Genomic DNA, 13712 nt, shown 5'->3' on the forward strand with positions numbered 1-13712 from the left:
TTAGGTTTATTAAGTGCACCCTAAAACACGTGGAGTCTCATTATTATACTAAAATAGGCTCTAATGTAATAATGGAGTGGGATTAAATATAATCCCACCCCAACTATTGACAAAGAGCCTTTTTTATTAGTCTACTGAATATGGTAACAACGCCATTTGTCTTGATCTTTTTAATGCAATTGTTAACGCTCTTTGATGTATCGCACAGTTACCTGTGATTCTACGAGGTGTAATTTTACCTCTTTCAGTAATATATTTTTTTAGTTTTTGAACATCTTTGTAGTCGATATTAGCTGACTTATCCGCACAGAATGAACAAATTTTCTTTTTCGTTCTTCTTTTTCTTTTATTGATCATCTTTTCCCCTCCTTTTTTTAGAACGGAATATCTTCATCTTCTATAGATTCAAACTCATCTAAATCAATATCATCAAAATTATTATTTGCATTAGTATTGTTAGAGTTTGCATTGTTTGCATTACCGGTTGAAGCTGACTTATTGGCTTTTTCTAAAAATTCGACTCTAGAAGCATTGATTTCCACGCTATATCGCTTTTCGCCAGATTGTGTTTCATAATTATTATTATGAATTTCGCCCTGCACGCCAACCAAGCTTCCTTTAGATAAGTAGTTTGCACAATTTTCGCCAGTTTTTCCCCATGCTACAATATTGAAAAAATCCGCTTCATTATTTTTAGAATATAGTCTATTTACGGCTATGTTAAATCTCGCTACCGATTTTCCATTTGATGTAAATCGCAACTCGGGGTCCCTTGTAAGTCTTCCTGTTAATATTACACTGTTCATACAAACCCCTCCTTTTTATTAATACTTATTATTTTTCTTCCATATTGAAAATCATATGTCTAATTACGCTGTCAGAAATTCTAAGATTTCTCTCAACTTCTTTCGGAACGTCAATAGTTGACTTAAAGTTGATTAAAACATAGTAACCTTCAGTTAGTTTTTCGATTTCGTAGGCTAACTTTCTTGTTCCCCACTCATCTACGTTTTCAACTTCTCCGTTTGTTTCGATAATTCCTGTTACTTTGTTTAGTAACTGATTTCTTTTTTCTTCTTCTAAATCAGTTTTAACAATGTACATTAATTCGTATTTTCTCATATTTTCCACCTCCCTTTGGACTCATGCGGCTCTGTTTTTCAGAGCAGAGAAGAAATATTCTCTCACATCGGTATATTATATCATTAAGAAAAATATATTGCAATTTATTTATAAAAAATAAATAAATCCCTACTTAAAAGTTTATTAAATTCCTTTTTGTATTTATACACCTTTTCCAGCTGTAAGAAATCCTTCCCACTAACTGTAATATCTATTGAATTCTTTTTAATTTCATAAGTAACACTAGATGTGTCAATTAAACTTCTTTCTAATACATTCCCTATTTTTAATAACAGACTTAGCATACGTATACTATCATGGTCCTTTTTCTTAATTAACATACTATATTTTTTAAATTTGCTTTTCAATACATCCTCGCTTACTAATGCCCCCAGCAAAGCACTTAATACTTTTTCCCTATGATTTAACCCGTATAATCTACTGTTTAATATTTGATAAAATCCCTGTTGGGAACTATAGTAACCATCCACGCCCTTACCTAAGTTTTGCATTTTATAGGCCACCCATAAAATCTTTCTATATTCTTGATCCAAGCTATATACATCACTAATTTTATCAAAAAATGCTATAGCTATAGGGGGCCCATTAGGTTCAATCTTATCAAAATTATACTTTAATAGTGTGTTTTCTATACTATGAGATAAAATATTGTCAATATATTTGTATTTATAATTAATATGATCTAAATAATGGCTATAAAAAATACCTTCCCTCATTCCCGCATCACTTATTATAAGATTGCTTGCATCTATATATTGCATTATGCACGTAAAAAGTATTAATCCCCCACTTATTATATCAGCTCGGCTTTTGTTGATTCCTGGTAGTTTAATTCGTTTGTCTATATTTACCTTAACTATTTGTTTATATATATTTAGGGATTCTTCTTTCGACATTTGATAATTATGGATAAAATTTAAGGGCACTCTCTTTTTGTGCTTATCAACCCTTGCCAAGGTTTTGATCGTTCCCCCTAGACCTACTATAGGCAAGCTCTCTGCTCCTTTTATCCAAGATATTGCATCTAAACTTTCCTTTATCACATCTTCAACTTCTTGTATCTGATTCTTCTTAATTGGGTCACTATTTAAGTATTGCTCAGTTAAATTAACAGCTCCATAGGGTAAACTAATGGATCGTTTTAGTGTTCTATCTTTAACTAAGGTAATTTCAGTACTTCCACCCCCAATATCAACAATGAGGCAGTCCTTTATATCAATTGTATTAACTACTCCTAAATATCCAAGATGGGCTTCTTTTTCACCAGAAATTACATCTATATCTAGTCCAACATCTTCATTAATTCTTTTAATAAATGTCTTTTGATTACTAGCATTTCTCACTGCTGCAGTTGCAACACAAAACAACTGATCAACATTATGGGAATCTACAATAGCTTTATATAACTTTAACACTTTTATCGTTCTTTTTATTGGGGCTTCTTTTAACTTGTTATCCCTTTCCATACCTTGACTAAGTCTAACCATTTCTTTAGATTCGTCAATTTTACAATAGGACCTATCATCATTGATCTTTATGATTTCCATTCTTATAGAGTTTGAGCCAATATCAATTACGCCTATTTTTTCTGGCACAGTTAGACACCCCCATTTCTTACTGTTATATTCATCTTTCAATATCTTTCACCTTAAATCATTAGTGATCTGTTTTATGTGTAAACAATTGCATAAAGTAACACTGGGAGTTAAATGACTCGCCACTGCCTTCAGATATTTTTTGATATTCACACTCACTATTAAGCACTCTAGTTTTAGCTGTATCCATTAGTGTAAATTGAATTATCTCTAAAATTTTATTTTTCGCCTCAGGTTCCTCTACTTCAAAAAGTAATTCTACCCGCCTATTTAGATTTCTTGGCATCCAATCTGCACTAGACAAGTACACAGCTTCATTTCCACCATTTAAAAAATAAAACACTCTGGTATGTTCTAAGTATCTTCCAACGATGCTTCTTACTGTAATGTTTTCACTTATTCCTGGCACACCTGGTCGCAAGCAACATATGCCTCTTACAATCAGATCGATTTTTACACCTGCTTTAGAAGCTTTAAAAAGTTCAACTATAATTTCTGAGTCAACAAGAGAATTCATTTTAGCTACAATTCTAGCTTCTTTTCCGTTCTTTGCATTCTTTCTCTCATTGTTTATTATTTTTTTAAACTGCGCCCTCATATTTATAGGTGCTATATAAAATTTATTCATCGGTGGCAACTGGGAGTGCCCAGTCAGCATATTGAAGAGGGAAGTAGCATCTTGCCCAAAGTCAATATTTGATGTGAAAAGGCTAAAATCAGTATACACTTTAGCAGTAATGTCATTATAATTTCCTGTTCCTAAATGTATATATCTTTTAATATTTTGTCCTTCCATTCTAACAACTAAAGTAACCTTACAATGGGTCTTTAAGCCTACTAATCCATATACAACATGACAACCTGCCCGTTCAAGTCTTTTAGCCCACTGAATATTATTTTCTTCATCAAATCTTGCTTTAACTTCAACTAATACTGTAACTTGCTTTCCCTTTGATGCTGCAATCTCTAAAGCTTTTATAATAGGAGAATCCCCACTAACTCGGTATAACGTTTGTTTAATTGCCAGTACAGCAGGATCTTCTGATGCTTTTCTAACAAACTCGACAACAGGATCAAAGCTTTCAAAAGGGTGCAATAAAACAATATCTTTTTTTGAGATGGCGCCAAAAATATCTTTACTTGCCAACAGCTCCTGAGGGATTTTAGGTTCATACTTCTCAAATTTTAAATAGTCATAGCCGTCAAGTTCATATATCTTATTTAGAAAAGTTAAATCTATTGGTCCATCAATTCGATAAACCTCTCCCTTGTGAATATGGAGTGCTTGCTCTAAAATTTGCGTTATCCCTTCTGGCATTCTTTTATCCACTTCTAGTCGGATCGTTGCTCCCGTCTTTCTTTTAATTAAAGATTTTTCAATCTCAATCAATAAATCTTCTGCCTCTTCTTCTTCTATGCTTAGGTCTGCATTCCGTGTTATTCTATACGGAAAAGGTGTCGTTACCCTATGTCCAAGAAACAACCTATCTATATATAACCGGATTACTTCTTCTAAGAAAATAAAACATTTATTACTACTCTCACTAGGAATTTCTATTAATCGAGGCAATACAGCAGGTACTTGAACCGTAGCAAAAATAGGTTCTTTTGTGCATTTAAGGTCTTCTATCATCATTCCAATATTTAAACTTTTATTAAGAATAATAGGAAAGGATCTGCTTTTTTCCACAGCCATCGGGGTTAATACGGGATAAATAATATCATTGAAATATTTTTCTAGAAAAGATTCTTGTTTAATGCTAAGTTGATCTGATGGTCGTATAACTAGACACTCGTCCTTTAATTTATCTAAAATATCATGATAAATGGTGTACTTGTTTCTAACTATTTTTTGTGTTTTTTGAGAAATAAGCCTTAACTGTTTTTTAGGCGTGCGCCCGGAAGCGTCTAGTTTTTCAAATCCTGCATTTACTTGGTCCTTTAATGAAGCTACTCTAACCATAAAAAACTCATCTAGATTAGAGCTTGCTATAGATAAGAACCGCATTCTTTCCATTAAAGGATTTTCCTGATCTTCAGCTTCCTCCAAAACCCGTTGGTTAAACTCTAGCCAACTCAACTCTCTATTTATAAAGTAGTTACTATCTTTGAAATTTTCTTTCACTAATATCTTTCCTTTTTATGTACATAATATTTTTGTACACCTAATTTTTATTGCTTGACCTTAAATTCTATGAATTAAAAATTTCTTTACTTATATGTCATTATAACCTAGAGCAAAACATTTATTAATAGCTAACTTTCTAAATAAACTGTATAAAATATTCTAAAAATAATGTATAGAGATTTTAATTATGGCCATACTATTACTGATAGCCCCCCATAATACAACATTTTATTCATCCCAATCTCCCCCTTAACGAAAAGAAGAGTGGATTTATATCCACTCTTCTTTTATTGTGATTCTTCCTTTGGAAAAACTTTTTTTACTCTCTTTTCTAAATTTGATCTAGCAATCCATAATTGTTTTTCACATTTTTCACATTTAATAATGAAGTCTGCTCCGGTTCTCATAATCTCAAACTTGTGATTTCCACAAGGATGTTGTTTTTTTAACGCTACACAATCTCCTACTTTTAGGTTTAATGGCATACTTTCTCCGAATATTTCGGATCCACCTACCTTTCCATCATAATAAGAATATTTATTCCGACTGATTTATAATTACTCTCCTTGGATAAGGAATTTCAATTCCCTCTTTATCAAAAGCTTGTTTGAATGTTTTAAGCATTAATCGTTCTGTCGACCATTGTTCCATCGGCACTGTTTTTGCCATTACAGAAATTACTACATCTGAGTCATCAAGACGTGATACACCTAAAACCGTAGGTCCTTCTAGAATAGATTGGTTTTCTGCTTGCAGCTTTTCGCTGGCTTGTGTTAACACCTCTATTGCTCGATCAATATCTTCTTCATAAGCAATTGACATTTCAACTAGCGCCCGCATCTTTCCATTACTCTTGTTTGTTACCTTTTTCACTTCACCGTTAGGTACAATATGTAGATCTCCGTTAAAATCTCTAATTTTTGTAACTCTAAGGGTCATGTCTTCAACAATTCCACTAATACCATCTACTTGTACAAATGCACCTACATTATATTGTTCTTCAATCAGAATAAAGAACCCAGTTATTACATCTCTCACCAAGTTTTGAGCACCAAATCCTATGGCTAACCCTCCAACTCCTGCCGTTGCAATAAGTCCTGTTATGTCAATAAAAAGCCTTGCAATAGAAGTAAATGCAATAAAATAGATAATATACTTCAGTAGATTTTTAAGCAATCCCCTGATCGTGCTCATACGGTGTGGGTCCATATTAATTTTACTTGGTTTTTCCTCATCGAAAAGACGATTTACTAGGGAATTAGTTGTCTTGACTGCAATTGCAGCTAGTACAACTGTAATCAGTATGCTTAGTGCTTTACTACCAAACCCACGTATAATCACCCAATCTTTTAGTAATTCTAATATACTTTCCACTACCATATCCTCCTTCCTTGTTCAGTAAATATAAGTATAGTATATCAATATATATTTTTTTATTCAATCTTTCCATTTAGTCATATCTATTCTTCCTAACTAAAACAAAAAGAAAAAAACAGAAACAAATATATAGAAATATCGTTTCTGCTTCTTTATATAAAATTAGCGCTGTGCACCTCACTTCGACTTGTGGTCATAGCCGTTACTCAAGCAGTTAGCTCTGATCAGGCTTCCCTACGGCACACGAAAATGATCACTTACCGTTGCTTCCTTCCGGACCTGGCGGAGTTCATGAGTTTCCGTTGCGTAGGACCCAATCTTCATTACCACTTACTTAAGCCAGCACTACAACAAACAAGCCTCCGCAAGGAATTCAACCCTGCTATAGCGGATTGCAGGTACAGGGCACCGCTACCTCCCCGTCTAGCACAGCAAACTTATAAACATATTTATGGCGGAGAGAGCGGGACTCGAACCCGCGGGACCTTGCGGTCTTACACGCTTTCCAGGCGTGCCCCTTAGCCAACTCGGACACCTCTCCATAATTTAGCTTACTTGCTTCTCAGTTCTTTAAAAAAGGACTTCATTTTATCGGCGCACATTTCCTCTAGTACCCCAGATTGTATTTCGGTTTGATGGTTAAATCCATTATTATTCAGTAAATTAACCACTGACCCACATGCCCCTCCTTTTGAGTCCATCGCTCCAATTACCACCTTTTTAATTCGGCTTTGTAGGATTGCTCCAGCACACATAGGACAGGGTTCAATAGTAACATATAAAGTGGATTCTGTCAATCTCCAACCACCAATAGTATTACAGGCGTTTCTTATTGCAACAATTTCCGCATGAGCAGTTGAGTCCTTCGAGCATTCTCGTAAATTATGTCCACTTCCAATCACGCGATCTCCTTGAACGACTATAGCACCTATCGGCACCTCACCTTTGGAGTAAGCTTTGTCTGCTTCTTCTAAAGCCAATCTCATATAGATTTCTTCTACCAAACCGATGCACCTCATAAATGCTATTTTTATGCTACTAGTTTTAAGTCACAAGAATTATTCTAGCACGAAAAAGGATAAAAATCAATGAGATTTGTTCTCATTAGTTCCAAAATAATACTCTCTTGTAATGTATTTTTACCTTGCATGTTGAATATATACTTATTTTCACATGAAGAAATTGCATATACGATAATACATGCAACAAGGGCCCTTTACTTATACAATCTCCCCATGCAGTAAATAAGATACATGATTTTATTTTATGGTATCTTTACCTCTAAAGTATGGCCTTAAAATCTCTGGAATAATTACTGACCCGTCTTCTTGTTGATAGTTTTCAAGAATTGCAGCTAGTGCTCTTCCAATAGCCACTCCTGATCCATTCAGTGTATGGACAAACTCAACTTTTCCTTTTTCTTCTGGTCTAAATCTAATATTTGCTCTTCTTGCTTGAAAGTCCTCAAAATTACTACAAGATGATATCTCTACATATCTATTATAACTCGGCATCCAAACTTCTATATCATACTTAAATGCGGCAGTAAATCCCAAGTCTCCAGTACATATTTTTACAACTCTGTATGGCAACCCTAAAAGCTGTAACACCTTCTCCGCATTAGCTGTTAATTTCTCTAGCTCGCTGTAAGATGCTTCTGGTTTAACAAACTTCACCAGTTCCACTTTATTAAATTGATGTTGTCTTATCAGTCCTCTAGTATCTCTACCCGCTGACCCAGCTTCCGATCTAAAACATGGAGTATAGGCAACATATGATACAGGAAGATCACTAGCATCTATTATATCTTCTTTATGAATATTTGTTACTGGCACTTCAGCTGTAGGAATAAGAAAGTAATCTTTTTGCGCTAATTTAAAAGCATCATCTTCAAATTTTGGTAACTGCCCTGTTCCTGTCATACTATCTCTATTCACCATAAAAGGTGGCAGCACTTCTTCATAACCATGCTCTTCAGTGTGTAAGTCTAGCATAAAATTAATTAATGCTCTTTCTAACTTAGCACCTTTCCCTTTATATACTGTAAATCTTGATCCTGTCACCTTAGCTGCGGCTTCAAAATCTAATATTCCCAAATCTTGCCCAATATCCCAATGAGGTTTTGGGTCAAACTTAAACGCTTTTATTTCTCCCCACTTCTTTAATTCAACGTTTTCATCTTCGGTTTCCCCTTGAGGAACATCTGGATGAGGGACATTTGGAATGGTCAGTAGCGTATTTCTTAAGCGCTCTTCTACTTCTCTTACCTGACCATCTAATGCTTTAATCTGACCTGACATCTCTTTCATACGTTCCATAATCTCAGTTGTATCATTTCCTTCTTTTTTTAGCTTAGGAATTTCCTTTGATACAATTTTCTGTTCACTTTTCATTTGTTCTACTTGCTGTAGCAAAGTTCTTCTCTCTTCATCTAGCTGCACGGCATAATCTAAGTCAAAATCTTCTTCTCCTCTTCTTGCCATTGCTAATTTTACATTATCTAGGTCCATACGAATTCGTTTTATATCTAACACGATTTCTTCCTCCTATTGCTTATAGAATCTATATGTACATACAAAAACTTCCCGCCCCAACAAAGGGACGGAAAGTCTATTTCCGCGATACCACCCTAATTGATTAGAAACTCAACCATATCTTTTCTAATCCTCTCATTGCAATTTAACGGTTGCAACCCGGCTAAACCTACTGTAATTTCAGCAAACAGCTCCGAGACGGATTCAGTAGTTATCTTTGTCGGTTTCCACCACCCACCGACTCTCTATAAAAGCCTCCTACTTACTAATTCTCATCTACGCTTTTCGAGAAGTATTCTACCATAATTTGTGTAGTCTTTCAACATATTTTTATTATACACCATATTTATCTCTTTATTCACATGTGAATAATAAATTATTTTTGGGGAATAATACGAAAAATTAAATTCAAAGGGGGATCTTATATGAACAAAGTAGATATCTTGGCACAAATAAGCGATTTAAAAAACATCGACTATAGAAACACCTTAGCTATTGCAACACTTATTGAGGTTTTGGTAGAGCAAGGCATTATCACACGAAGTCAATTTGCAAAGCAGGCTCATCAATTAGACAATATGTCTTTAGAAGAACTTAAAGCAATCAGAGCACAAAATGATTCCATAAGGTTTAATCGAAAATGATAGCTTTTGTAGTTCATCATGTTAGTAACTTTTTATAAATCTTATTATTATCCACACTTATTTATTTTTTCTCTACATATACACAGTCTTTATCTTTAAATATTCTTTTATAGTTTTATAATCCAGCTTATGTGCAGTATCATTACGATTGCGTATAATATAAAACTTGTCGTTAAAACAAAACTATAGTATCTTTTGCTTTTTAAAAAAATATAATACACAATAGCCGTAATTATTGTCGCTTGTACTATTCTAACTAAAAAACCCAAAGTAAAAGGCAATTCCATAATCTTCACCATAAACGGATTTAGTTCTGTAATAACTTCAAAAAAGTGTATTCCCATATATGTAAGTAAATAATCTGTCAATAATAAAAAGAATAAACTAGACAAAGAACTCATCCTTTCACTGTTAGTTCTGTGTAATAGATATTCTTTGCATTTTTATTTTTTTTACTACTTTAAAAATTAACTTCATAGTAAATGCTTAAGGCTAAGGCACTTTCGCTAGGAAACCCTAGGTTTCCTTCGACAACAGCAAAGCTGTCTGAGCACTTTTCCTACTATATAAAAAAGAAGCTACCGCTGTAGCTTCTTTTTATCCATTATGCCTTATATTTTTTAAAAAGCTTTTGCACATCTTTCATCATGCTTTTGTCCACAATCAATCTTTTCTTGCTTTTTGTTATAGACTTTTCATTTTTATCCTCAACTATATAGAGCTCGTTGTATTTGTCAGATTTGGTTGTATCCCAAGTATATTTTTTTATTTTACTCCAGGGTATAATTTCTTTATATCCGTACAACAAAAGACCTTCTTCTCGTATTGCCCACACATTTGATGACATGCTGGTAAAATGAATTTTTAAAATAATAAATACAACTACAATAAAAAATATCCCTCCGTAAAGATACCTACCCGCCTGTATATCCATGACCAACTGTACCAAAAGTAGTCCAACTAAAACTAATGTAAATAAGTTATGCATTTTTTCCGAAAAGAAAAACTGTTTAGAGGAAACTTTCAACAGCGCTGTTTTAGACTGTGCTTTAAACAGCATAATTCTATTAAACGTCATAGATCCTAGACTTAAGTACACCATTACTAATAATGCTATTATGACATAATCTTGTAAATCCATATAGTCCTCCTATATCTTTTAAAATTATTGACCTTTTTTACCTCTTCATTATACCATATCAACCACTAAATATTATTATTTTTAATTTTAAATTACAACCTAAACCTAACTCATCTTTTACTATAAATATGTCTAGTATAAAAGGCTTCATAGCTATTTTTTATATTTATTTGACTAAATTTGATTATATAATTTACTCTTTTGAATATCTTTAACCATACAATAAAACGAGGTGTCCATCGGCCACCTCGTTTGTATTATTCTAAAATTTCTTTTTCACTTTCTTTTTGCAACTGACTTAAAATATCTTCTAACTCATTTATATACCTACCATAGGCTGCCCAATCCCCATCTCTGACCGCCTTATTTGCATTATCAAAAGCATCATTGGCCTTTTGAACTAAATCATTTATATCTCCTAACAGCCCATCATCTATTATAATTTCAATATCTTCTCTAGGCCCTTCTTTTCTTCCAGTTCCGCCAAAAATTTGTTCCAAAGCCTTATCTAAAGATTCTTCCATGACGATTTCATCTTGATAAGCTACGATAACTCTTCTCATTTCCGGTGGACTTTCTGTGTTCGCAGCCTTTATATATAAAGGTTCCACATATAGAATAGAATCTTCTATTGGTATAACAAGTAGATTTCCTCTTATAACCGTAGATCCACCTTCACCCCACAACGTGAGCTGGGAGGATATTTCAGGATCTTGATCAATTCTTGACTCAATTTGCATTGGACCATAGATATTTCTATCTTTAGGTAATCTATATAGAATTAATTCTCCGTATTGATCCCCATCATTTCTTGCCACTAAAAGCGCTGTCATGTTATTTAATCTATTTGGTGTGTAAGGTACAGATAAAATGAATTCTTCCTCTTCTTTCTCTGGTAATTTGAAAATCATATATTGTGATTCTACGGGTTGTTGATTTCCAAAGTACTTTTCTTGAGGGATTCTCCATAGGTCTTCCTGGGTGTAAAAGACAACTGGATTATTCATATGATACAGCTCATAAACTTCTGACTGAATATCAAATAGGTCTTGAGGGTATCGTATATGGCTTCTTAATCCTTCCTTCATTTCATCTATATGCTGAAATAATCCAGGAAAAATTTCATTATAGGTAAGAATGACCGGGTCTGTTTCATCAGAAATATAATAATTTACATCTCCATTGTATGCATCTATCACCACTTTTACTGAATTTCTGATGTAGTTTCTATCTCCTTTTAAATAGGGTTGTGCATAAGGGTATCTTCCCGCTACAGTATATCCATCTATGATCCAATAAAGTCTGCCTTCATTAATTACAATATATGGATCTTCATCATATTCTATAAACGGTGCTATCTTATTTACTCTTTCATGTGCATTTCTATTCATTACAATGCGACTATCGGACGTAATACTGCCGGATAGCAAAATTCGTGGTTGCCTTTCTCTTAAGGCATATAACACTCTGTTTATTCCCCTCAATGATATTCCTGCTTCTCCTTCGTATAGTGTTTCTGCATTATTCTCGCCCATTGGATAGTCAAATTCTTTTTCTTCCGTATTAACAATTATATAATGATCTGTTAATTCTCCAAAATAGATTTCAGGGCGTGTGACTTCAATATCCGTAGTAGAGATAGGGGGGATATTCCTAATAATCATTTCTGGTTGCCCCTGAGCTGTCACCTGATTTACTGGAGACATAACCACTCCATAACCATGGGTGTATTTTAAGTGATGATTCATCCAAGTACTTGCATTTTCGCTTAACCTAGTTATATCTAGCTCTCTTGGGGCTAAAAACACCTGTTTATATTCACCATTTACCATATATCTGTCTATATCAACATCTAGAAAACGGTAATATAGTCGTATGGCATTTAACTGGTTGTATGACTCTAAAGTGGGTCGATAGTCGTTAATTCTTATGTTTCTAATGGTTTCTTGATTATTTTCTAAATCATCAAGTGTTAAATTATCTAATACATCAAAATCTCTTACCTTAATATCATCTAGCCCATAGGCCTGTTGTGTAAATTTTATATGATTTTCAATATACGGTGTTTCTCTCTGTATAACATTCGGATCAACAACAAAATTTTGTACTAATCCAGCAGTAATGCCCCCCATTACAGTGATTATTACCAAAGCTACAGGGGCGGCAATAGCCATTTTTAGATTTCGCTTTATATAAGCGACCCCTACCATAACGACCGCTAATAGAGAAACGATCATTTTTATACGGTACACATATAAACTTACACTTACATCTGTATAACTTGCACCAAAAACAGCGCCCCTAGTTGAATACAAAATACTATATGCAGCAAAGTAGTTTCTCACGGCTATAATAACAAAAAATAGTGCTGCTAATATTGTAATTTGTTTAAATGAAACTTGTAAAAAGTCTTTGACAAAGGGTTGATTGTAATCAAGACTTTCCGTTTTTGCTTCATAGAGCGTAGGTCTTCTAATGATAAATAATGCAATGTAGAATAAAATTGTAACAAAAACAACTGCAAATATAATTCCTGTCATTACATTTATCAACTTTTCAAAAAGAGGTAACTCGAACATATAGAAAGAGATATCTTTATTAAAAATTGGGTCGGCTATGTCAAAACTTTTTGCATTTATATAGGTCAAGATATCAAACCAAAGAGATCCGGCAATAGTCCTACTAGTCAAGGCTGCAAGAAGTACCGCTGGGATGGCAATCAATTTGTTAACTGTTTTTTCAGACATATCTGTATGATAGGCCTGAACCCTTTTGTAATAATTCTTCTTTAAAAAATATAAGTAAATGTAATAAAAAATCATAGACACAATAAATAAAGGTATGCCGATCTTAAGCTGCGTCTTTAATTCTAATAAAAAAACCTGTTCATAACCTACTTCTTGAAACCACTGAAAATCAGTAATAAATGTAATGATTTCTGTAAAAGAGGTTATTAAAAATAACAGTACCAATATTACCCCTGTTACAAAAATACCTTTTCGATTCATTTTGTTTCCCCCTAAGTATTTATCATCAAACAAGCCCCAACCTGGAACAATTCAGATAAATTTTATATGTTATTTTGAGTCTTTTTATATAGTAAAAAGTCACTTTTCTACTATATAAAAAAACTTCCAATAGTATACTTAT

13 protein-coding genes, 1 tRNA gene, 1 other RNA gene and 1 other annotated feature are annotated in these 13712 nt (G+C 33.5%); of the genes, 1 reads left to right on the plus strand and 14 read right to left on the minus strand.

Annotated features, from left to right (window positions below):
• Positions 1 to 126 precede the first annotated feature (126 nt).
• The 11 genes from rpsR to serS all read right to left on the minus strand — a co-directional run bounded on the left by rpsR (position 127) and on the right by serS (position 8777).
• A complete protein-coding gene (gene rpsR, locus RH915_RS06270; RefSeq protein ID WP_310478669.1) occupies positions 127 to 357 on the minus strand; it encodes a 30S ribosomal protein S18 in 231 nt (76 codons plus the stop codon).
• A gap of 17 nt (positions 358 to 374) precedes the next feature.
• Positions 375 to 806, minus strand: coding sequence for a single-stranded DNA-binding protein (locus tag RH915_RS06275; RefSeq protein WP_310478670.1), 432 nt, complete (start codon positions 804 to 806; stop codon positions 375 to 377).
• 28 nt (positions 807 to 834) lie between these two features.
• Positions 835 to 1122: a 30S ribosomal protein S6 gene (gene rpsF / locus RH915_RS06280; RefSeq protein WP_310478671.1), complete on the minus strand. Its 288-nt coding sequence runs from the start codon at positions 1120 to 1122 to the stop codon at positions 835 to 837.
• 104 nt (positions 1123 to 1226) lie between these two features.
• The gene (gene ppx / locus RH915_RS06285) at positions 1227 to 2738 is read right to left on the minus strand and encodes an exopolyphosphatase (RefSeq protein ID WP_310478673.1); all 1512 of its coding nucleotides are present in this window, start codon (positions 2736 to 2738) and stop codon (positions 1227 to 1229) included.
• Between the two features lie 61 nt (positions 2739 to 2799).
• On the minus strand, positions 2800 to 4863 hold the full coding sequence (locus RH915_RS06290; protein ID WP_310478675.1) for an RNA degradosome polyphosphate kinase: 2064 nt from the start codon (positions 4861 to 4863) through the stop codon (positions 2800 to 2802).
• Positions 4864 to 5153: 290 nt separating this feature from the next.
• The gene (locus RH915_RS06295; protein ID WP_310478677.1) at positions 5154 to 5351 is read right to left on the minus strand and encodes a DUF951 domain-containing protein; all 198 of its coding nucleotides are present in this window, start codon (positions 5349 to 5351) and stop codon (positions 5154 to 5156) included.
• Positions 5352 to 5403: 52 nt separating this feature from the next.
• Positions 5404 to 6240 carry a mechanosensitive ion channel family protein gene (locus RH915_RS06300; RefSeq protein WP_331618328.1) on the minus strand — a complete coding sequence of 279 codons (837 nt, stop codon included), beginning with the start codon at positions 6238 to 6240 and terminating at the stop codon, positions 5404 to 5406.
• A gap of 171 nt (positions 6241 to 6411) precedes the next feature.
• An RNA gene (gene ffs, locus RH915_RS06305) (signal recognition particle sRNA large type) lies at positions 6412 to 6675 on the minus strand.
• A gap of 20 nt (positions 6676 to 6695) precedes the next feature.
• Positions 6696 to 6784: transfer RNA gene (locus RH915_RS06310), tRNA-Ser, on the minus strand.
• A gap of 10 nt (positions 6785 to 6794) precedes the next feature.
• A complete protein-coding gene (gene tadA / locus RH915_RS06315; protein ID WP_310478679.1) occupies positions 6795 to 7247 on the minus strand; it encodes a tRNA adenosine(34) deaminase TadA in 453 nt (150 codons plus the stop codon).
• Between the two features lie 255 nt (positions 7248 to 7502).
• Positions 7503 to 8777 carry a serine--tRNA ligase gene (gene serS, locus RH915_RS06320; RefSeq protein ID WP_310478680.1) on the minus strand — a complete coding sequence of 425 codons (1275 nt, stop codon included), beginning with the start codon at positions 8775 to 8777 and terminating at the stop codon, positions 7503 to 7505.
• A gap of 60 nt (positions 8778 to 8837) precedes the next feature.
• Positions 8838 to 9065 (minus strand) — a binding site (T-box leader).
• Positions 9066 to 9202: 137 nt separating this feature from the next.
• On the opposite strand from serS, the gene RH915_RS06325 reads away from it, so the two are divergent.
• Positions 9203 to 9421 (plus strand): hypothetical protein, encoded by a 219-nt coding sequence (locus tag RH915_RS06325; protein ID WP_310478681.1) that lies wholly within the window; start codon positions 9203 to 9205, stop codon positions 9419 to 9421.
• 107 nt (positions 9422 to 9528) lie between these two features.
• Here RH915_RS06325 and RH915_RS06330 read toward each other — a convergent pair whose 3' ends face one another.
• The 3 genes from RH915_RS06330 to RH915_RS06340 form a co-directional block, all read right to left on the minus strand.
• Entirely contained in the window at positions 9529 to 9813 is a 285-nt protein-coding gene (locus RH915_RS06330; protein WP_310478682.1) for a DUF5658 family protein, read from the minus strand.
• Positions 9814 to 10025: 212 nt separating this feature from the next.
• The gene (locus tag RH915_RS06335; protein ID WP_310478683.1) at positions 10026 to 10562 is read right to left on the minus strand and encodes a hypothetical protein; all 537 of its coding nucleotides are present in this window, start codon (positions 10560 to 10562) and stop codon (positions 10026 to 10028) included.
• 257 nt (positions 10563 to 10819) lie between these two features.
• Complete coding sequence (locus RH915_RS06340) at positions 10820 to 13570, minus strand: UPF0182 family membrane protein (RefSeq protein ID WP_310478685.1); 2751 nt, start codon at positions 13568 to 13570, stop codon at positions 10820 to 10822.
• Between the last annotated feature and the right edge of the window lie 142 nt (positions 13571 to 13712).

Source organism: Serpentinicella sp. ANB-PHB4 (assembly GCF_031432315.1).
Lineage (GTDB): Bacteria > Bacillota > Clostridia > Peptostreptococcales > Natronincolaceae > Serpentinicella.